The organism is Streptococcus respiraculi, from assembly GCF_003595525.1.
Taxonomy (GTDB): Bacteria; Bacillota; Bacilli; order Lactobacillales; family Streptococcaceae; genus Streptococcus; species Streptococcus respiraculi.
This window is the reverse complement of sequence record NZ_CP022680.1, coordinates 1128900-1149424: the sequence shown is the minus strand read 5'-3', so window position 1 is coordinate 1149424 and position 20525 is coordinate 1128900. Positions and strand designations below refer to the sequence as shown.

The window sequence follows — 20525 nt, the reverse complement described above, 5'->3', positions numbered from 1 at the left end:
CTTACCTCCCATCTTCTTTATCCTTTGACAGTTCCTCAAGGTGTTCATATACAGAGCCTATTTCATCCTGAATAATTGCAAGCTGTTCATCTGTATTTTTGTTATATCTTTGCTGCATTAAGCAAAAATCATTATGGCAGCGACCAATGTCCTGTGTCCTTTCTTCTAATTCTTCTACCTTGTTATGAAGTCTGATTCTATCAATTATCGCCATAACGCCTGCTCCAATTACTACTGCTGTAAATACTGTTTTTCTTTTATTCATACTATCTTTCCTTTCTTTTTTAGTGTGCATTTAATATGCTTTTGGCCAGTGTTCCGCTCTTTAGCATCATTAACCCTAGCAAAACCGCATAACCAAGTATCGTCATGGTGCTTGTGTGTATATCTGTTATTTCAATCGTCTTAACTAATACTGCGTATATTCCAAGACAAACCATTAAAAAGAGTCCTTGTAGTCCAAGTGCAAATAATCCTTTGATGTAGTTTGTGCCAATTTGCCCCCATTCTTTGTTTCCCATCGTGGCAAACGGAATGGCTGAAACCGATGAGTAAACATAAATCTCAAACATTCTTCCGTAAACCACAAGCATAATCACTATGGAAATTGCCTGTATGGCAACCTTAATGAGCGAGGTTTCAAAGAGAATCATAACAAGCTCTCCAAGTCCCTTTTCTTTTAGGGTATCCATCATCGCCACTATCTGATCTCCGGAAACGGTGGCAGAGGTGTTTATCACCCCTGCCGCCTTATTTACCATATGCTGTGCTACATCAAAGACCGCCATTGAAAACTCAAAGGCATGAGATACTAACCATACAGCAATCCACATCTTTATGATGTACTTGAAAAATTCAAAGGTATCTGTATTATCGTGTAGGTTATTTTTCTGTATAACCATGTTGATAAGCTCGATACAAAGGACTGCTGTGATGATTAGTCCCGCTATGGGAATAATGACTGAATCGTTAATGCTCTTGATAAAAGCAAATACATCTCCGTTCCACCCCATAGGAGTTTTTCCTACATCTGTTGCAACTGCACCAACCTTGTCGTTGATGTCAAGAAACATGGACTCTAAGTTTGCTTGGATACCGCCCAGTAGAAGCTCCTTAAAGAATTCTTCTATCTTGTCGAATATTCCAAACATCTAAGCTCTCCTTTTCTCTTACTTGAGTACATTTGCAAGAAGTGGAATCAGCTTAAGTCCGATAAGGACAATACCTCCTCCCGCCATCAATTGCTTGATCCCTTGACTTTTGGCTCCCGGATTATCGTTACCATAACCTTCCATCAGGTTAATGACACCCCATGCTCCAAGTCCTGCTCCTACTGCCATAACTAAAATCTTTAATACATTTACTGCCTGTGCGAAAAATTCCATAATTTATTCCTCCTCATTTTCTTCTTTCTTTTCAATCTTGTTGTATGACTTCACTACAAAATTTTTGTAAGTCTTTCCCTCTTTTTCACGCTTCTTAAAGTAGCCGAATACATGAATCAGATTGCCTTTTTCAAAGTCCTTTGCTTTCTCTGCTTTTTCTCCGTAGGCTGCACAATTGATATATTCCTTTCCTTTTCCATACTTTTTTACAAGCGTAAAGTTTACAACTTCTACTTCTTCGCCCTCTTTTTCAAAACTTGAGAAAGTAGGTTCTGCCACTAAGTTGGCGTTGATGTTAATCATTTCTTGCTTCATTAAAAATTTCTCCTTTTCTTTTCAATAAAAAAAGCGACCGGAAGTATTACTTTTCCAATCGCTATACTCATACTATTTAGTTTTTTACTCGGTGGGACTTCTGATCCTTATCATCTTGCCTCCTTACTTTTGCATAAAAAAGCAGCAAATCTATTTTGTAGACTTACTGCATTCTTGTAATAACTGTTTCCCTATTCAGTTTTGCTTTTCCTTTCCGTTTCATGTAGCTTTCTATATCAAATAAATTTTTCTTATCATAGTCCTCAAGCAGCTTATAGTTCTTGTGCTTTGTAATATCGTACTTATCTGAAAGAAAAGGTCTAACACCTCTAAGCTGAAAAATACACTTGCTTCCGTCCATTACAGTAATTTCATCTTGGCTCATCAATTCTTTCCCTGTCTTTTGATAATTCAGACCAAAACTCTTTTGATTACTCCTTGTTTCCGATGTGTTGTAAAGGTCTATTGTTTCTTTTCCGAGTGTTTCAGATAGTTCTTTAAGTGTAGTCTTTTCCTTTCCGCCCAAAAACAATGTGCTATCACAGTTTCCTACAATCGTATCGGCATTATCCTTATATATCGCCTTTAGCTGAGATTGTGCCTGTAAGATAATACTCGCTGAAATCTCTCTACTTCTGATTGTGGCTATGAGCTTCTCAAATTTTGGAATTAAGCCGATATTTGCAAACTCATCAAGGAGGCATCTTACGTGAACAGGAAGTCTGCCACCATACTCGTCATCCGCCTTATCACACAAGAGATTAAATAACTGTGAATACATAATCGAAACTACAAAGTTAAAGGTATCATCTGTATCAGAGATAATAACAAAGAGTGCTGTCTTTCTATCTCCCAGTGTATCAAGCTCAAGTTCATCTTCACTCATCAAGTCCCGAAGTTCCTGAATATCAAAAGGAGCAAGCCTTGCACCACAAGAAATCAATATACTTTTTGCTGTCTTTCCAGCAGCCAGTTTATATTTTTTATATTGCTTGACTGCAAAATGTGTAGGCTCCTTTTTCTCAAGTGCTTCAAAGAGTCTGTCTATCGGATTCATATAGGTTTCATCATCTTCTCTTACTTCTGAAGCGTCTATCATATCCAGTAGTGTAGCAAAGTTCTTTTCTTCTCTTGGAGCTTCATAGAAGATGTATCCTATAAGGGCTGTGTAGTAGAGCTTCTCCGCTTTGACCCAAAAATCCTCGCCTGCTTTTTCTCCCTCACCTTTAGTATTGGCAATGATTGTCTGCACCAATTTCAGAATATCTTTCTCAGAACGGATATAGGCAAAAGGATTGTATTTCATGCTCTTTTTGAAGTTGATGGTATTTAGGATTTTTATCTCATATCCGTTATCTTCAAGCATCTTACCGCACTCAAGGACTATCGTTCCTTTCGGATCAGTTACGCAATATGACGAGTGCATCTGCATAAGGTTAGGTTTGACATAAAATCTTGTCTTACCACTTCCTGATCCACCGATTACAAGTACATTCTTGTTACGAGCATACTTTGGATTAGCCGGTCTACCATTCATAGTTAGGCGTTCTGTCTGGGTAAGCAAGATATTGTTTTGAAACTTTTCATCCATGTATGGCTCAATATCTTTCTTATTTCCCCATCTTGCTGAGCCATACTCTTTTCCCTGTCTAAACTTCTTAGCATTTTTCCCTTTGGTATAAACAATAAATTTAATCAGTACAGCCACTCCGACTCCTGTGATTACATCCACCGGATGAATACTTGGAAGAAAACTCATGGTATTAAGTTCTAATATTCCCTGAAAGATTTTATCTATGACATCACCACCGGTATAGCTTCTCACATGATGGGCAAAGATGTTTCCTAAATAAAAAAATGCAAGATAGGGAATGTTTTGCTTTAGAAACTTTGCCTTATCCTGCACCTTAAATAAGCCTTTGATGTCCTTTAATATTTTATCTATCATAGGCTCTGCTCCTTTTGTTTATTCTTGATTTTATCTTTGGAAACAGAGTTCTTAGCCATTTCCTTAAACTTCTCAATATTCTTGTGAATAGATTCTTTCCTTTCCGTTTTCTTTTCAGACTGTGCTAATGCGTGCTTAAAGGCTCTATCCATAACCTTCATATCTTTGGCTTGAAAGAATACAGAGTATTTTCCTGTTTCCTTATCCTTCATCACTGAAAACTTAACACCATACCGATTAAGTTCTCTTTTCAGTTCCTTAAGCTCCGCTTCTTCAACCGGAATTTCTTCAAGCTGACCTTTCTTTACCATATCCTTGAGCTTTACTTCACTACCTTCAGCTTTAACTAATTTCCCTAAACTGCCATGTTGTTTTGATCGCTGATGTAATTTATTGATATGATTTAATATCTCTTGATATGTTGCTTTAAATACATTTATTTCAATACTTATTACTCTATTTGCAATTTCTTCATTTATCATTAAAGTCCTCCTTCCCTCATGTCATAACTAACAAGTGCTGTATAATAGGCATCCATATTGCTTGGTGCATTATATGCCGCCGTTAAAATAAATGCCCTGACATTTCTTATTTTAGCTTCATTCTCTGATAAAGCATTTACGAGATACTCCATGTGCGATGAATCTAAACTTCTAAATCTCTCTTGAACTATATATGCAGGTAATTTTGTTTGATTGATAGTAACTGTATCATCTGCATTTAATATCATTACATCGGCTAAAACTCTAATAATTTCATCGTATGTTTTTGCAATAATCTTATTTCCTAATTCCATGTGTTCGTTATACCCTGTACTTTCTCTAAGTTCTTCTAAACAGGATTTATATGATTTTATTTTTTTAGTCCCTCCCTCCAATCCGTCCCTCATATACAAGTCCTCATATTTATGGATGGGTAGGTGGGAGGAATTCTCTGATGAAATATATGAAGTATTCTCTGATGAATTATTTGTAGTAATCTCTGGTAATGGTTCATGCAAGCTGCCATAATGCATTGGTGGATTTTCATCAAATGCATCAATGCTATATGCGTCATTGCATTGGTGGATTTTGCACTCTTCCATTGGGGCATTTTGCCCTAATGCATTGTGCATAGCGTTTTGACTTTCTTTCTCTAAAATTTTTCTTTCATGCTCCAGTTTTTTCCTGTTCAATTCAAGATATAATTCTTCTAATCTTTCATCATTTATCGTATACCATTTTGTTTTATCTCTTGGATCTTTATTATAGTTTCCTACCAAAAGATAACCCGCCTTTTCGAGCTTAGCAAAAGTTCTTTTTACTGTATCAACACTCATATAGTCGAAGTCTTTTTCTTGCCATGCCTTTATAGAATTGTATGTCCAATATTTCCCGTCATGATAGTTTTTACCGGACTTCTTATTTATCTCAATCCAATAATTTATTTGCTGCAATATTAAGGCTTCATTTAACCCTAGCGCTCTTGCCAATGCTTTATTTGCAACAATAGGCTGTTCATCAAATAAATACATACTCACATCGTCCCCTCCTTTCTTTTCAATTTTTGGCATGAAAAAAGACGATAGTATTTTTCTCTATCGCCTCAATAGTTTCTTTATATTTCTTTCAATCTATCTCTTGCAAATTCAATATATGCTGTAATCCATAATGCTATTTTAGGTAGTCCATAAGGACTTATCAAAAATGCTATTATCAATGCCTGAATAAAGGTAGTTGTATCTTTTTGTATAAGTGCTGCAATCGAACCTAACACCACTAAGAATGATAATATCCCTAAAATCATTCCACTAACACTAATTATGAATTTTAGAAAAGAAATTAGTATTGATAGAAGTAATATTATTGGAAACAAGATTATTTTTAATATCCACCTCATATAATACCCCTCCCTTCTCTTAAATCATTTTAAAGTGCATTAACGCATCCATAATAGCATCTTCTTTTTCCGGTGTACATTGTGGAATAACTTGTTTTTCTTTTTTTGACTTATTATAATTTTCTCTCAACTCTATTCCACATTTCTTTTTAATCTGGGCAATATAGAGTGCTGAAACTTTCAAACCAAATTTTTCTAATATATATTCCTTAATCTGAGCATAAGTAGCTTTGCTCTCCGCACTTGTCAAATCAAGTTCATCCAGCTCTACTTCAACACTTATATGCTTATCGACATTAAGTTTGGACAATAATGCTACCGTCTCGACGTGATGCGTCTGCGGGAATAAGTCTACTGGCTGGATGTTGCGGAGTGTGTAGCCTTGTTCTTGGTAGAGTTTGAGGTCACGCGCAAGGGTTGCGACATTGCAGGAAACATAGACAATCTTGTCTGGATTCATCTGGCAGCTGGCATTGATAAAGCTTTCTGTCAAGCCTTTGCGCGGTGGGTCAACGACAATGACATTTGCTTTAATCCCTTCCTTGACCCAGTTTGCCATAGCCTTTTCCGCTGTATCACAGACATAGTGCGCATTTGTAATGCCATTTAGGCTGGCGTTCCGCTTGCTATTTTCCACCGCCTGTGCAACAACTTCGACACCATAGACAGCTTTTACGTGCTTGGCAAAGGATAGTCCAATCGTTCCGATACCAGAGTAGGCATCAACCACGATGTCATCTGGCGTGACAGCAGCAAAATCAATAGCTGTCTGGTAGAGTTTTTCTGCCATTTCAGTATTGACTTGATAGAAAGATTGAGCTGAGATATCAAAGGTATTGCCCAGCATTTGATCACTGATTACATCTTTTCCGTAGAGCAGGCGAAAGTCTGGTCCAAAGATGACATTGGTGTCTCGGTCATTGATGTTTTGCATGATGGAGCTAATCTGCGGGAACCGCGCCACCAAAAGCTCTATCAGCTGCTCAATGCGAAAGATTTTAGGACGGGTGGTAACAAAGACCACCATGATATCACCTGTATAATGCCCACGGCGGACAATGACATTGCGGATGAGACCTGATTTTTCCTGTTCATCATAAGCTTTTAAGTCAAAGCGGCGCAGTAAATCACGCACGGCCACAATCACTTGGTCAATCTCAGGATGCTGGATATAGAAATCCTCAATCGGCATCAAATCATGCGAATTTTTGCGGAAGAATCCTGTTTCTAACTGCCCATTGACACGGCGGACAGGGACTTGTGCCTTGTTTCGGTAGGCAAAGGGCTTTTCCATACCAAGCGTGAGTGGTACTTCTATCTCCTTGATTCCTGCAATCTTGTAGAGGCTATCCTTAACCTGCTTGGTTTTAAATCGGAGTTGCGCTTCATAGTCTAAATGCCCCAAATCAGCAATTCCGCTTCGTAAATAAGCGACATCAATCGCTTCATTACGGTCAGGAGATGTAGTGAGGCGCTCCTCGACTTTACCATAGCCGATTTTCTTATTGATCTTGAGCACGCGCATGGAAATCATCTCACCCGGCAGGGCATTTCCCACAAAAAAGACCAAACCATCTACCTTTGCGACTCCTTGCCCCTCATGACTCAAATCCACAATCTCTACTTCTACAATATCATTCTTTTTCATCATCCATCTCTTTCTATTTTACTGGCATCTTTTCATACTCTATATAGGCGTTTCGGTTTGACGAGTATCAACCGTTACCACTCGGCTAACGAGTGGGTTATTCTTCTCGAACCTTACGGAGCAAGACACGGCTTAAAAGCTCCCAAAATAAAAGGTTGAAACCTCTGTTCCAACCTTTAGTATATCATATTTTAGCAAAGAGGACATCAACGCAAGCCCAATTCGCTCAAGCGTTTTTGGTATTTTTCAAAGTCAATCTTGATTCCTAAGCCACCATAGATATCATACTCATCAACCCAATCACCCAATGCTGGAATCGTTGTCTGTTCAACGCCATTTTTAGCATCCAACATGATAAATGGCCCGTTCGTTACTAGAAAGCTTTGTGGGATATTGGTCGAAGTGAGGGCATAGACTTTTCCAAGTGCTTCTGCTCCTGCAAAAAGCTTGAGCGGATTTTTAGCCTGTGTCAAAATAGCTGCAATCACCTGTTGTTGACGTTTGGTACGTCCATAATCTGACTCGTCATCTTTACGGAAGCGAGCATAGTTAAGCAGGGTTGCCCCATTCATTTGTTGGACACCGACTGGAATCGTCTGGTTCGGTACCAAGCCATTTTCCATATGTAAATCATCCGGAACATCAACCGATGACACCTGTTGTCCATTTACGGTTCCAAACTTAGCATCAATTGTCACCCCTTCAGGAAAGAGGGTATCAATAGCTGTCGCAAAGGTTGAAAAGTCCACCATAGCATAATACTGAATATCAATGTCAAAATGATCTTTTAAGACCTCACGGATATTTTCAGCACCCTTATGACCGTTTTGCTCTCCAAATGTGTAGGCTAGATTCAGTTTGTAATCTGCTCCATCCATATCAATCAAGGTATCACGCATGAAGCTAACGAGCTTGGCTTTCTTGTCCTTATTATTAACATTTAAAACCATGATCGAGTCTGTTCGCGTCATGTCTGAAGTCTCCCCAGCCCGTCCGTCTGTTCCCAGAATAAGGATGTTCACCCCATTTTTGGTAGCTTGACCGTTAAAGGTTTCTGGAGTGGCCTTGGTTTCAACACCATTCATCCCTTTGACAAACATGAAGCCCAAAGCCCCCAGTAGCAGGACAATTCCTAGTAAAAGGAGCATAAGCAAACGCTTGATTCGGCCCTTTTTCTTCTTGCGAATCTTGGGTTGCTTAATGGGACGCGCCTTTAGCTTTTTCTTTTGCTGACGAGGATAAACAGGGAGAATCCCCTCTTCTGATTCCAGCTCAAAATCACGAAAATCTTCAGCTTCTTCTGCCCAGTCTTCTAGCTCTACTGGTCGGCTTCTACGAGGGGCTGGTCGTGATGATTGGACAACATCGCCATTTAATTTGCGTTCTAGGTAGGCTAGTTCTCTTTGTTCCCTATCATTTAAGTAATGAATATTTTTTCGTAAATAATCTAATCTTAGTTCCTCATGATGGGTGAGGTTACTCTCATATCTTGTCATCGTTCTTCCCTCTTCATTGAGCCTGATAAATAAAATAGTCTCCTAAAATCTTATAAGAAATCCCTAGACTTGTCAATTCTTTTAAGGCAAACTCCAATAGTTCTGATTGGCTATTTTCTGCATCAAGAATGAAGAAATATTCTCCCAGAGCTGTTTTTAAGGGTCTGCTTTCAATCTTGGTCAAATCAATTCCCCGCCACGCAAACACTGACATGGCCTTATAAAGAGCCCCCGGTAGGTTGTCTGGCAGAGTCAGAGCAAGCGAACATTTTCTGCTTGTTGATGTCAAGGGCAAAGCCTGTTCCTCATTTCCCAAGACCCAAAAACGGGTGAAATTCTGGCTCATTTCCTGAATGTCTTGTGCGACAATCTCAAGCCCGTATTCCTGAGCTGCTGCGTGCGGAGCAATAGCTGCAAAGGGCTGGTCTTTGTGGCTTGCAACAAAACGAGCTGCATAGGCGGTACTTGCTGTTGCTTCAAGTCGGGCCTTCGGATAATGCGTATCGATATATTTTTTTCCTTGAGCCAAAGCCTGTGGATGCGAGTAAATCACTTGGATGTCTGTTAAAGGAGACGCCGCCATTAACTGCTGAAAAATCGGCTGGACAACTTCTGCCACTGCACGCAAGTCTGCCTGGTGAAAGAGGTAGTCAATGGTCTCATGGACACTACCTTCAATTGAATTTTCAACTGGAATGACGGAATAGTCAACCGCATGTTGCTCAACGGCTTTCATGACCTCTGTAATCGTATCATAGGAAATCAATTCTGCTTGCGGAAAGGCCTGCTGTGCCACCTGATGTGTAAAAGAGCCCCGTGGTCCTAAAAATGCTATATACATTGAATAATCCTTGCTACTTCTTCTGGCGTACGGTGGTCTGTATTAATGATGAGATCAGACAGTCCCTCATAGAGCATCATACGACGCTCGTAAATACCGTGGAAATCTTCTTTTGAATTGTTCAAAAAGAGGGGACGTTGGAAGATTTTATCCTCCTTAATCCGCTCATATAAAACCTCAAAAGATGCAGCTAGAAGAACATTGTACTTGCGATTCTGGCGAAGAAGGTCACGATTTCTTTCTGAGATGACCACACCGCCACCGGTTGAAATCACAATGTCTCCCTCCAGTTGTAATAGTTCTTCTAGGGTTTCTGATTCAATCTTCCGAAAGGCTGCTTCGCCTTCTTGCGCAAAAAAATCAGAGATGGACATACCAATTTTTTCTTCGATGATCGTATCCATATCATAAAAAGGGCGCTTGATATGCTGGGAAACCGTTGTCTTTCCTGCGCCCATGAAACCTAGTAAAATAATTACCATACTACTTTTCTCCTATTAATCCTTGTAAATCCTCAAAGAAACTTGGATAACTAGTGTTGATTGCTTCTGCCCGCTCCAAATGCACTTCGCCTTCTTTGACCAAAAGACTGGCAATGGCTGTCATCATGCCGATGCGGTGGTCACCAAAAGTGTTGACACTTGTGCCATGAAGCGGTGTTTTTCCTTTAATAATCATGCCGTCCTCGGTCGGTGTAATGTCTGCTCCCATGCTGTTGAGAGCGTCAGCCACTACCTGAATGCGGTCGGTTTCCTTGACTTTGAGCTCTTGGGCATCACGAATAATAGTCGTGCCCTCTGCCTGTGTGGCAAGAAGAGCAATGATGGGCAATTCATCAATCAGACGGGGAATCATATCTCCAGCAATCTCAGTACCTACCAGTTCTGAGGCCTCGACTGTCAGGGTTGCTGATTTGGCTACTTCATCCACCTGACTAAGAATCAACTTCCCGCCCATAGCTTCAATGACCTCTAAAATCCCTGCTCTGGTTTTAGTAATTCCGACATTCTCAAGTTCAATCTTGGCATTGGGAACGACGAGACCTGCAACCAGCCAAAAGGCTGCACTTGAAATATCTCCTGGTACCTGCACTTCTTGGCCTGTAAAGGTTTGACCACCGCTAATGCGGATTTCCTTGCCATTGATGCTAATCTCACCGCCAAACTGGTGAATCATGTCTTCTGTATGGTTACGGGTCAATTCTTTTTCAATAATAACAGACTCACCTTGAGCCTGTAAGGCTGCAAAAATGAGAGCAGATTTGACCTGAGCTGAAGCCACAGGTAGAGAATATTGAATCGGCTGCAAGTCCTTTGTTCCTTTCATGGTCAACGGTGGTAAATCGCGCTCGGTTTGCCCAGAAATGCTTACTCCCATTTGACGCAAAGGAATCGTTACCCGATCCATCGGGCGTTTTGAAAGACTGTCATCGCCAATCATCTCTACTTCAAAATCCTGACCAGCTAGAACACCTGAAATCAAGCGGATAGATGTTCCAGAATTTCCCATATCAAGGGGCTTGTTAGGCGCTTGCAAGCCGTTAAAGCCCACTCCGTGAATCTCAACGACGTCACCCTTATCCTCAATAGTCACTCCCAGCTCACGAAAGACCTGCATGGTGGACAAAACATCTTCGCCACGTAAAATGCCGTAGACCCTCGTCACTCCTTGGGCTATACTACCAAACATGATTGAGCGATGACTGATTGACTTATCACCTGGCACGCGCACTCTTCCTGCTAGTCTATCTACATTTGTTCTTAACTGCATGATGTGATTCCTTCCCTATTTTTCCTATTATATCATAAATTACTAGACTGCTTCCGTCTTGAAAACACATTCATCTGGTAATGATTCGTTTTTTGCCCTTCTAGTTACCGAATATCCAGGTCTGTTGCTATCGAAAAAGAGCTTGAGACCTTGTCATCTCAAACTCTTTTTTCATATAAATTAGTTTGCAAGCTGCTCTGCAGCCAGTTTACCAGATGTCAGAGCCCAAGCATTGTTAGCGCCAGACGGAGAGTCTGTTCCCATGACACCACCGACTACTTCACCGGCAGCATAGAGGCCTGCAATCGCTTGACCGTCTTGGTTCATCACCTCTAGGCGACTGTTAACGACTAGACCACCCATAGTTGTTGCAAAACGTGGTTTTTGCTCAATCATGTAGTACGGTCCTTCACCAACTGGCACTTGTAGGAATTCGATTTGACGGTTGAAATCTTCATCTTTGCCATTTGCGACAAAGCTGTTGAAGCGCTCAACGGTATTTGCAAGAGCATGAGTGTCCATACCTGCTAAGTCTGCCAATTCTTCTAGCGTGTCAGCATGGAAGAGGTATGGAGTCTTGCTACCATTACTTGCCAACCATTCTTCTACTTCTTTCTCTGAAATACCACCTTCTGCAATTTCCTTACGGAAGATAGAGAAATGATGCTGGTCAAGTAGGAGATAGAGAACTTTGGATTCTTGCTCCATAAGGACATCGAGAATGTCGTGGTTACTTGCGCGTTCATTGACCACACGTTGGCCGTTGGTATTGACCAAAAGACCATTTTCGCGAAGGACAGCAATATTTCCTCCGATGGTTGATTTGGCAGTACCTGGTGAGACTTCGACACCGTTTGGATAGATTTTTCCGAGATCCATCATCAAGGTTGCCGCGTTGACATCTGGCGCTTGTGCCATCTGTACTCCTTCTCCCATTGATGAGCGTGTCCCATAGAACAAGACACCTTTCAATTCATCTGAGAGCATGGCCTTGTTGTTTCCGTAACCACCTGTTGTAAGAATGACTGCTTTTGAAGAAATGCGGTGGGTGGTTCCATTTTCTTCGACCGCAACAAGACCTGTCACACGACCTTGACCATCTGTCAAGAGTTTTTCAGCCTTGGTTTGGAGCAACAAGTTGACAGATGAAGCAGCCATTTTTGCACGAACAGAAGCCGCAAATCCGTGACCACCGTGGGCATAAGCCAATTCGCGGTTCTTACGGTATTCAGCAAGAACATGCAAGCCACCAGCCATATCGTACTCTACACCGACATAGTCATGCACCCAATCCGTTGCTTGACCAACATTATTAGCCAAGAGCTCAAGGAGTTCCATGACATTTTTGTGGTTTCCATTTTCAAGAAAGTCTTCCATCATCAATTGAGGTGTATCGTCAAGAACGCCTGATTCATGTTGGAGACGAGAACCCATCACGACTTGATTCCCACCTGATACTGAAATGGCTCCACCAATAAAGCTGAGTTTTTCAACGAGAGCAACTGACAAGCCAAGCTCATCTGCTCGAAGAGCCGCAGCAATCCCTGCTGCACCACCACCAACAACGACTACGTCCACTTCTTCTTCGATAACTTTTGTTGAGCGCTCAATAACTGGTTTTTGACGCGCTTTCAATACATCCACTGCATCTTGACCACTAGCTTGAAGAGCTGCTTCTGCTACTCCATCAATAACCCCTTGACTGGTTGATGATGCACCTGAAACAGCATCGACATTGAGAGTTTGGAACTCAATGATTTGTTTTGGCATCCGTTCAAATACCAAGTCAGAAAGACCTGCTGACTCACTACCACTATCAATTTCAATGGCGGTAATGCGCGTCTCATCAAAGGTCACGACCATCGGCAATTCACTATTGTGACCATGCGCGGTTACGTGGTATTGACCAGGAGTAAAGGCTAGATCCTGACTCATTAATTCCGCCAAGCGAGCCTGTTTTTTCTTTTCTTGTTCAATGTCTTTGACCAAGAAGAAGGTATCATCCATAAATTGCCACAAAGGCGTTGGAATGACCAACTCTTCACGGTCGTGAATATCTGCAAATGGACGAACTTCTTTACCTTCACGGATGACGCTCACCCAGTCTGGCTCTGTCAAAAAGCCTTTGGCAACAGCTAACAAATCATAACCGGCTGCGAGCGCACCCTCAGCATCTGCTTTTTGAAGAATACCTCCGACACCCATGACAGGAATTTGGGCTAGTTTTTCAGAACGCTCTGCAAGGAATTTTGTAATGAGCATTTCTGGATCATTGACATCCACGATGGAATTACGAGTGTAGATTCCCATTGAGAAATGGACATAATCCAAATCATATTCTGCCAAGGTATTCAAGAGATACATGGTATCTTCAAAACGAATACCAGGCTCTTCTAATTCTTCAGGCGAGAAGCGGTAGCCGAGTACAAAATTTTCTGCCCCTTCTTCTTCAATCACGCGTTTTGCTGCCTTCACGACTTCAACTGGGAATTTTGCCCGTTTTTCTCTGCTACCACCCCAAGCATCTTCACGACGGTTTGAGTGTGGAGAGAAGAATTGTTGGATTAAGTACGTATTGGCACCGTGCAATTCAACTCCATCAAACCCAGCTCGGATAGCACGGCGCACACCTTCAGCAAAAGCTGCAATCATATCCAAAATCTCACGATGGGTCATCTCTGTTGGTATGGGTGCGTTTGGACGAAGGGCAGCTACAGCCGAAGCAGAAATCGGATTTTTCCCCTCATTCATTTCTGGGAAGGCCATCCGACCTGCGTGGTAAATTTGGATAAAGGCTTTTGAACCCTTGTCTTGAATAGTTTTTGCAAGACGAGCTAGACCTTCAACCTTATCATCCTTGTCAATCCCTACTGCACCGTAGAAGCCACGACCGTAATTGTCCACGAAGGCAGATTCGACGATGACAGCACCTACCTCGCCCGCACGGTGGGCGTAGTAACGAATTAATTCTTCTGTCATACTTCCGTCAAAATAAGCGGACTGAGTGGTCATTGGAGAGACTACAACTCTATTTTTTAGTTCTACTCCAGAAGCTAGGCGAACGGCTTCAAAAAGTTCTTTTGTCATGTCTTATTCCTCATTTGTTAATTTTAAAGTAGCTAATATCTCGCGTAAAACGGTAACTGGTACTTGTCCAGGAGCAGAAGCCTGTGCGGCTGCTCCAAAGGTTGCGGAAGATCCAAAGACTTCACCACTAACGCGACTGACCATACCGAGCGCTCCCATTGACATAGTAATCAATGGACGACTTGCTGTTTCATAGACCTCAGCGGTTGCTTGAAGCAAGGTCAAAACATCTTGATTTGACTGAGGCATCACCGCAATCTTACAAATGTCCGCATTCTTTTCTTCCATGAGACGGAGTCTGCGAACAATCTCATCCTTAGCAGGTGTGGCATCAAAGTCATGGTTACACATGACAATCTTAACACCTTTTACATTTGCAAGGGCAATGAGCCCTTCCACTTCTTTTTCTGGCATGAAAAGTTCAACGTCCATCAAATCTGCATGGCCATTTTCTAAGACAGCACGATAAATTTCAAAGTAGAGCTCATCTGAAATCTCTAGGACACCGCCCTCTTTAGCCGTACGGAAGGTGACAAGAACAGGTTTTCCCGCTGCTTCTCGAACGTGATGCGAAAGCTCTGCTACTTTTGCTGGATTCTCCACATCCTCGTAAAAGTCAATGCGCCACTCAATCACATCGCAATCCAAGGTCTTTGCTTGTACCGCTGCTGCTAAAATATCCTCTGCTGTTTTGCCCACTAAAGGCACAATAATTTTAGGTCTTCCCTTGCCAAATGTGACATCTCCAACCGTTACATAGTTAAAATTATCTTTCATGTCAACCACCTTTTTGTGATAATATTCACTTAAAATTATACCAAATCCTGCCTACCAAATCTAATAGATATATTTTGCCGATCAATAGATTTCATCTATGTTTTAGACTTCGATTGTCATCTGATACTCAATGAAAATCGAAAATAACTATTTTATCTTATAAATATCTACTTTTTAAGAAAATGGATTGAGCGAAGTGAGCCAAGACGATACATACAAAATAGTGGAATGACTAGCAACAGCAAAGGAGTTACTAGTCCCGGCATTTTTGAGTTCTTAGGCTTAAGATTGCTTCAACAGTCCAGTGGACTGTTAAAGGTCGGAAATACAAGGTTGCTTGTGCCCGCACTATTTAAGAAAGTATCCCAAAATACGGACTTTGATTGTAATCGGGGAGTAGGAAAAATTGGAGTCTCGGCTCAGGGAATACTAAAAAGAGCAGGAAACCATGTTTCCCACTCCCGAACTCGCTCGTATAGTATTTTTTAAAAAGTCAGTAGGCCGCATAGCAAGGCTGTCAAGACGACAATCACATTGGTCACCATCATGACCTTCGCTCCGTATCTCGTAAAATCATTCACTTCAATCTCACAGAGGGTCGCTCCCACATAGGTAGATGAATTCATCGGTGTCACACTGGTTGCCAAAGCCAAATTACATACAAATGGTGCGATGACGGCAATCGGTGAGAGACCAAAACTTGCTCCAATGGAAATAAAGAGCGGATAAAAGGCATTGTAGAGCTGATACGGAACAAAGTAGATAATCGGAACTGCTAGTAACAAGAAAATAATATGAATGTAGCGAATGAGAAAGGCTGGAAATACTGTTTCTAACAATTGAGCCAGCGAAGCGACCATAGACAAGCCACTACCATCTTCTGGTGCTGCATTAAAAATAGCTAGGTAAAAACAGATGGCAATCAGCATCAAAAGCACGTTAAAGAAGGTTCCACCTGCCTTGTTCCAAATACTACCAAAATCGTTTGGATAGTTGATAATCGCTGTTACAATCGAAGCTGCAATAAAGACAAGATAGGATGGCAATTTGAAGTAGGCCAAGCCGATAATGACCATCACGAAAACGGCTAGATTGAACCAAAAGAAGGCTGGACGGGCATTTGGTTTTTCTTCCACCGTAGCAGAAGCCTCCAGTGTTTCTCCCTCTGGTAAGCCCAACCGCTGGTACTGCTTCTTATGACGGTAGGCGAAGTAGACATACTGCAAGACAATGGCTGGTAGGAAACACAAGCCCCATGGAATGGAAGCCTGAGCCAGAGACTCTGCCTCTGTTCCTGCCATAGTTGCGGACATGACCAGACCAATTCCCCAAGGGAGCCAACACATGGCTGCAATCGCTGTTTGACAGATGATAAAGGCCACCCTGCGATCCAATTGGAATTTTTTATAGAGCGGAATCATAATCGGAAAGACGATTAGATAGGTAGTGGACATATTGGCTGTCAGATACGCAATGGCGCCTAGGACAGTGGTCAAGACCATAATTCCCACGATATTTAAGCGATGACCAATCTTTTTCATGACGGCAGTAATGATGGTATCAAACATACCTGTCTCGGTCACCATAGTAAAATAAATCAGACCAAAGAGTAACATATAACCTGTCTGTGCCATCATGGTATTAATCTGTGCCAAGATAAACCCACTCAACTGTAGAATATCATACCCCATAAGCAAGCCAAACACAACCGGAACCACAAACATGACAAAGTTCATTGGTACTTTATTGGATACAATACATGCTACGACAATCGCAAGCATGATTAAGGCAAGAATTGCTGGACTCATTCTCTTTCCTCCTAGTCTTTTTTCAATTCTTCTAGTAAGCCAAACTCACGTTTGAAAGACCAAGCCATCAAATCGTGAACAAAATCAGTATATGGATGGGGCGCTGCTGTAAAGCAATGTCCTAACCTTGGTGCAAGAAATAGTTCGCAAGGAACGCCAGCACGTAGTAAGCGTTGACTATAAGCCATGGACGCATCTCGTAATGTATCGTACTCTCCAGCAATAATCATAGTTGGTCCTAAACCACCCAAATCATGGCAAAAGGCTGGAAAGGCATAGTAAGAAGGTTGTTGTCCATTATAACCACCTAGATAGGTTGCTTCTGCTCCCATCGCCTTCTTATCTGGTCCCATCTTTAATTGAACAAGTTGCTGAAATGAATAGCTTTCTTCAACAGCTGTGTCAAATGCTGCACAATTTAGCACTGTGAGAGATGGAGCAGGCTCATTTCGGTCACGCAGATAGAGAGCCAAACCTCCAGCTATCGTACCTCCAGCACTCGATCCATGAAGGCCAATCTTCTCACCATCGCCTCCAAATTCAGCAGCATGCTCATGAAGATAGAGATAAGCTGAATGGCAATCCTCTAGCGGAACTGGGAAGGCATACCCTGTTGCACCACACAAACGGTACTCTACTGAAACAACAATTGCGGGTACACGCTCAGCCAGTGCGATACAGCGCGCATTATCAATCTCTACACTTCCTGCAACAAAGGCACCACCATGAATATCCAGAATCATCGGAGCCTTGTCTGGCAAGCCAGCTGGTGTAAAGACTCGAATCTTCAACTCCTGTCCTTCTTCTGGTCCTGGAATCAATCGATCCTCCATGGTCATTCCCTCTGGCAATTCATAGCGCATCATGGCTTCTCCCTGCAATTGCTTATGGCGCAAGGTTTCCTCACCACCATCCGCAATATAGCTCAATAAATGGTGTTCATAACCTGGAAAAGATTGTAATTTCATACGGTTCTTCCTCTCTTCTATTCTTCTTCACTCTTATTTTATCATGAGATTGATATTTTTTTCACATACTTTTCTATGAAATTTTAAGAGCGGATTCATAAATTTTTTCTATCATTTTATACTCCATTACACAAGAAAGTAACATTTTCAATACTCAATACTTTCTTATAGTCTATTACTATCAACATTAGCATTTTTCGATACTTTATTAGATAGGGCGGACGCAAGCCAATTCCGCAGAGTTTCAAATAATACAAAAAGAGCGTAGGACAAACCCTAATGAGTACTACGAGCTCATCAGGGTCTGTCCCACGCCTTCTTACTAGCCTTGAAAATGGAAAGTGAGATTTTTCAAAGGCTATTTTGTTATCTTATTTCGCTTCATCACCGAAGAAAAGTTCACGGATGTAATCAACTGGCATGTCCTCGCCTGTATGAAGTTTAAAGGCTTCTGCCCCTTGGTAAATCATCATGCCGATACCATTGATGGCTTTTTTGGCACCGTGTTCTTTTGCAAAGCGGAGCAATTCTGTTTCTGCTGGGCTATAAACCACATCAAAGACTACCAAGTCAGGACGGATTACCGCTGGGTCATTAATCAATTTTTGACCTTCCAATGGTTTCATACCCACCCCAGTCGCGTCAATAAAGATCGAGCTTTCTGCAATTGATTGATAGAAGGCTTCTGTGTCTTCTAAGTCATGCAAGGTTGCTTTTGTCTCTGTACGAGTGTTTAATTTCTCAACGGTTCTTTCTGCATTTTCATAGCATTTGTCCTTGATATTGAAAATACGCACTTCTTTTGCACCGTCAAGTCCTAGTTGGATTGCAATCGCTGTTCCAGCTCCACCAGCACCTGCTAGGGTAATCACTTGGTCTTTGACATCAACTCCTTCTGCTGCTAAGGCACGTACGGCTCCTGTACCATCTGTACAGTGGCCAACTAGGTGACCCTTGCCGTCCTTATTGACAACGGTATTGACCGCACCGACCAATTCGGCTGCTGGTGATAATTCATCTAAGTAAGGAATGATGGCCTGTTTGTTTGGCATTGAAACGTTTGAACCACGGATGCCCAAGGCACGGATACCTTGTACTGCATCTGCTAATTCTTCATTTCCAACTTCAAAAGCCAAGTAAGCATAGTCTAGGCCCAATTTAGCGTATGCCTCATTGTGCATTTTTGGTGAGAGACTGTGGCGGATTGGAGTAGCAATCAAGCTAACTAATAAGGTGTGTCCTGACAAACGTTCTGACATGTGAATACCTCTTTCTATTATTTGTAAAAAATGGTTTGGTAACGTTTATGTACGATGTATAAACAAAGGGAGCCTAGAAAGGCTAAACTAATAATCAAGATGAACACATGATTTAAATTGTGTTCTGCTAAAACTCCAGTCAAATAGGGAATCCCCATGACTGCAATCGAAGTCGCAAGCGAATAGTAGCTGGTAATCAAACCACGCTTGAATGGGAAAAATTCAAGCAAAATAGCAAGTCCGAGCTGCCAGATTCCTCCTGCGGCAAAAAAGCCGACTACAAAGGTTGAAAGTATCACCGTATAAAGGTTAGGCATGGCAATCATCAAGAGCAGGGCCAAGCCTGTCATTGTGGTACAACAAATCATAAAGACAGGAATATTGATACCACGATTGACAATAAAGGATGTGAGAAAGACTGAGATAAAGGAGAAGATGCTATAAGCACTAACCAAAACTAGACTATCTGCTTCTGCCATTCCAATCGCATGTTGGGCAAAGGATGGAATCCAAGTAATATAAATATTAAAGAGCGAAACAGATACGAAAGAAAAGGCTAGAAGAGCAAAACCTTCTACTTTAAAATTCGCCTGACGATGACGAGTTATTGGCTCTACATCTACGGTCGCTTGCACCTCAACATCTGACTTTTTCTCAACTATTGGAAATGGTAGTTTCAAAGAAACTACTAAATTCAAAGCCATGCAGACAGCTGATACGATGAAGGTCCAGCCAAAATAGTGTCCATTTTTTAAAATGAAACTCGTAATAATGGGAAAAACAAATTGTCCCATGGAGATGAAAGCCTTGTTTAAGACACTCAAAGCACTATTACTATTGCGGCTTTCAAAGGCTTCAACAACGACTGGATAGGTACTCGTATCCAAAAAGGCATTCCCAAATCCAGCAAAAATCGAGATGATGAAGGCCACAATGTAATTCGGCGCAAGGAGCAAGCCGATAAAGAAAATGACATAGGAGATAATCCCCAATAGTACCGCACGTCTGCGTCCAAGGGTATCGGAAATCACCCCAGCCGCATTGATACTTAAAATACGTCCTAGCCCAATTGCGCTAATAACAAGGGTAATTTGACTGATACTCGCTCCCCAGTTCTCCCGCAAGACAGACATATTTTGCGATACGATAATCGTCGCAATTCCCTGGAAAATATAGTTCACATATAGACTGCTGATGGTCGGTATATATTTGTTTTTGCTCACAAGAATCCTACTTCCCCTCTCATTCCAAAACAGTATTGTAAAGACAGATTCTCCTGCTTTTTAGATGACAGCATGCAGAAGCTCCGACAAATCGATTTTGTTGGAGTTTCCGCTTTATAATC

Annotated in this window: 19 protein-coding genes; all 19 read right to left on the bottom strand. The window is 41.6% G+C overall.

Annotated features, from left to right (window positions below; translation table 11 throughout):
- Window position 1: 1 nt before the first annotated feature.
- On the bottom strand, window positions 2–265 hold the full coding sequence (locus CHF41_RS05780; RefSeq protein WP_119877146.1) for a conjugal transfer protein: 264 nt from the start codon (window positions 263–265) through the stop codon (window positions 2–4).
- Between the two features lie 19 nt (window positions 266–284).
- A complete protein-coding gene (locus tag CHF41_RS05775) occupies window positions 285–1151 on the bottom strand; it encodes a VirB6/TrbL-like conjugal transfer protein, CD1112 family (protein WP_119876395.1) in 867 nt (288 codons plus the stop codon).
- An 18-nt stretch (window positions 1152–1169) separates the two neighbouring features.
- The gene (locus CHF41_RS05770) at window positions 1170–1385 is read right to left on the bottom strand and encodes a Maff2 family mobile element protein (protein WP_000394022.1); all 216 of its coding nucleotides are present in this window, start codon (window positions 1383–1385) and stop codon (window positions 1170–1172) included.
- Between the two features lie 3 nt (window positions 1386–1388).
- Window positions 1389–1700: a single-stranded DNA-binding protein gene (locus tag CHF41_RS05765; RefSeq protein WP_111690001.1), complete on the bottom strand. Its 312-nt coding sequence runs from the start codon at window positions 1698–1700 to the stop codon at window positions 1389–1391.
- Window positions 1701–1863: 163 nt separating this feature from the next.
- Window positions 1864–3648, bottom strand: coding sequence for a VirD4-like conjugal transfer protein, CD1115 family (locus CHF41_RS05755; RefSeq protein ID WP_119876394.1), 1785 nt, complete (start codon window positions 3646–3648; stop codon window positions 1864–1866).
- Window positions 3645–4130 (bottom strand): PcfB family protein, encoded by a 486-nt coding sequence (locus CHF41_RS05750; RefSeq protein ID WP_111689997.1) that lies wholly within the window; start codon window positions 4128–4130, stop codon window positions 3645–3647. The genes CHF41_RS05755 and CHF41_RS05750 overlap by 4 nt, the downstream gene beginning before the upstream one ends.
- Window positions 4130–5167, bottom strand: a complete 1038-nt coding sequence (locus CHF41_RS05745) for a DUF6017 domain-containing protein (protein ID WP_119877145.1) — start codon at window positions 5165–5167, stop codon at window positions 4130–4132. The genes CHF41_RS05750 and CHF41_RS05745 overlap by 1 nt, the downstream gene beginning before the upstream one ends.
- Before the next feature lie 77 nt (window positions 5168–5244).
- On the bottom strand, window positions 5245–5526 hold the full coding sequence (locus tag CHF41_RS05740) for a CD1845 family protein (protein ID WP_111689996.1): 282 nt from the start codon (window positions 5524–5526) through the stop codon (window positions 5245–5247).
- A 19-nt stretch (window positions 5527–5545) separates the two neighbouring features.
- Complete coding sequence (gene rlmD / locus CHF41_RS05735) at window positions 5546–7177, bottom strand: 23S rRNA (uracil(1939)-C(5))-methyltransferase RlmD (protein WP_119876393.1); 1632 nt, start codon at window positions 7175–7177, stop codon at window positions 5546–5548.
- Window positions 7178–7380: 203 nt separating this feature from the next.
- The gene (locus tag CHF41_RS05730) at window positions 7381–8670 is read right to left on the bottom strand and encodes an LCP family protein (RefSeq protein WP_119876392.1); all 1290 of its coding nucleotides are present in this window, start codon (window positions 8668–8670) and stop codon (window positions 7381–7383) included.
- Window positions 8671–8683: 13 nt separating this feature from the next.
- Complete coding sequence (pheA, locus tag CHF41_RS05725) at window positions 8684–9511, bottom strand: prephenate dehydratase (protein ID WP_119876391.1); 828 nt, start codon at window positions 9509–9511, stop codon at window positions 8684–8686.
- A complete protein-coding gene (locus CHF41_RS05720; protein WP_119876390.1) occupies window positions 9502–9993 on the bottom strand; it encodes a shikimate kinase in 492 nt (163 codons plus the stop codon). The genes pheA and CHF41_RS05720 overlap by 10 nt, the downstream gene beginning before the upstream one ends.
- Window position 9994: 1 nt before the next feature.
- Entirely contained in the window at window positions 9995–11281 is a 1287-nt protein-coding gene (gene aroA, locus CHF41_RS05715; RefSeq protein ID WP_119876389.1) for a 3-phosphoshikimate 1-carboxyvinyltransferase, read from the bottom strand.
- Between the two features lie 180 nt (window positions 11282–11461).
- Window positions 11462–14368, bottom strand: a complete 2907-nt coding sequence (locus CHF41_RS05710; protein WP_119876388.1) for an FAD-dependent oxidoreductase — start codon at window positions 14366–14368, stop codon at window positions 11462–11464.
- 3 nt (window positions 14369–14371) lie between these two features.
- The gene (gene aroD / locus CHF41_RS05705) at window positions 14372–15145 is read right to left on the bottom strand and encodes a type I 3-dehydroquinate dehydratase (protein ID WP_119876387.1); all 774 of its coding nucleotides are present in this window, start codon (window positions 15143–15145) and stop codon (window positions 14372–14374) included.
- Window positions 15146–15630: 485 nt separating this feature from the next.
- Window positions 15631–16953: an SLC13 family permease gene (locus tag CHF41_RS05700; RefSeq protein WP_119876386.1), complete on the bottom strand. Its 1323-nt coding sequence runs from the start codon at window positions 16951–16953 to the stop codon at window positions 15631–15633.
- An 11-nt stretch (window positions 16954–16964) separates the two neighbouring features.
- Window positions 16965–17921: an alpha/beta hydrolase gene (locus CHF41_RS05695; RefSeq protein WP_119876385.1), complete on the bottom strand. Its 957-nt coding sequence runs from the start codon at window positions 17919–17921 to the stop codon at window positions 16965–16967.
- 371 nt (window positions 17922–18292) lie between these two features.
- A complete protein-coding gene (locus CHF41_RS05690; protein WP_119876384.1) occupies window positions 18293–19180 on the bottom strand; it encodes a shikimate dehydrogenase in 888 nt (295 codons plus the stop codon).
- A gap of 17 nt (window positions 19181–19197) precedes the next feature.
- Complete coding sequence (locus CHF41_RS05685; protein WP_119876383.1) at window positions 19198–20403, bottom strand: MFS transporter; 1206 nt, start codon at window positions 20401–20403, stop codon at window positions 19198–19200.
- Between the last annotated feature and the right edge of the window lie 122 nt (window positions 20404–20525).

Bases quoted from the DNA above. Each gene is read 5' to 3' on its own strand.
- aroA (WP_119876389.1), bottom strand. From the start codon at position 11,281: ATGCAGTTAAGAACAAATGTAGATAGACTAGCAGGAAGAGTGCGCGTG.
- aroD (WP_119876387.1), bottom strand. From the start codon at position 15,145: ATGAAAGATAATTTTAACTATGTAACGGTTGGAGATGTCACATTTGGC.
- CHF41_RS05690 (WP_119876384.1), bottom strand. From the start codon at position 19,180: ATGTCAGAACGTTTGTCAGGACACACCTTATTAGTTAGCTTGATTGCT.
- CHF41_RS05730 (WP_119876392.1), bottom strand. From the start codon at position 8,670: ATGACAAGATATGAGAGTAACCTCACCCATCATGAGGAACTAAGATTA.
- rlmD (WP_119876393.1), bottom strand. From the start codon at position 7,177: ATGATGAAAAAGAATGATATTGTAGAAGTAGAGATTGTGGATTTGAGT.
- CHF41_RS05780 (WP_119877146.1), bottom strand. From the start codon at position 265: ATGAATAAAAGAAAAACAGTATTTACAGCAGTAGTAATTGGAGCAGGC.
- CHF41_RS05720 (WP_119876390.1), bottom strand. From the start codon at position 9,993: ATGGTAATTATTTTACTAGGTTTCATGGGCGCAGGAAAGACAACGGTT.
- CHF41_RS05750 (WP_111689997.1), bottom strand. From the start codon at position 4,130: ATGATAAATGAAGAAATTGCAAATAGAGTAATAAGTATTGAAATAAAT.
- CHF41_RS05700 (WP_119876386.1), bottom strand. From the start codon at position 16,953: ATGAGTCCAGCAATTCTTGCCTTAATCATGCTTGCGATTGTCGTAGCA.
- CHF41_RS05770 (WP_000394022.1), bottom strand. From the start codon at position 1,385: ATGGAATTTTTCGCACAGGCAGTAAATGTATTAAAGATTTTAGTTATG.
- CHF41_RS05755 (WP_119876394.1), bottom strand. From the start codon at position 3,648: ATGATAGATAAAATATTAAAGGACATCAAAGGCTTATTTAAGGTGCAG.
- CHF41_RS05710 (WP_119876388.1), bottom strand. From the start codon at position 14,368: ATGACAAAAGAACTTTTTGAAGCCGTTCGCCTAGCTTCTGGAGTAGAA.
- CHF41_RS05695 (WP_119876385.1), bottom strand. From the start codon at position 17,921: ATGAAATTACAATCTTTTCCAGGTTATGAACACCATTTATTGAGCTAT.
- CHF41_RS05775 (WP_119876395.1), bottom strand. From the start codon at position 1,151: ATGTTTGGAATATTCGACAAGATAGAAGAATTCTTTAAGGAGCTTCTA.
- CHF41_RS05765 (WP_111690001.1), bottom strand. From the start codon at position 1,700: ATGAAGCAAGAAATGATTAACATCAACGCCAACTTAGTGGCAGAACCT.
- CHF41_RS05740 (WP_111689996.1), bottom strand. From the start codon at position 5,526: ATGAGGTGGATATTAAAAATAATCTTGTTTCCAATAATATTACTTCTA.
- pheA (WP_119876391.1), bottom strand. From the start codon at position 9,511: ATGTATATAGCATTTTTAGGACCACGGGGCTCTTTTACACATCAGGTG.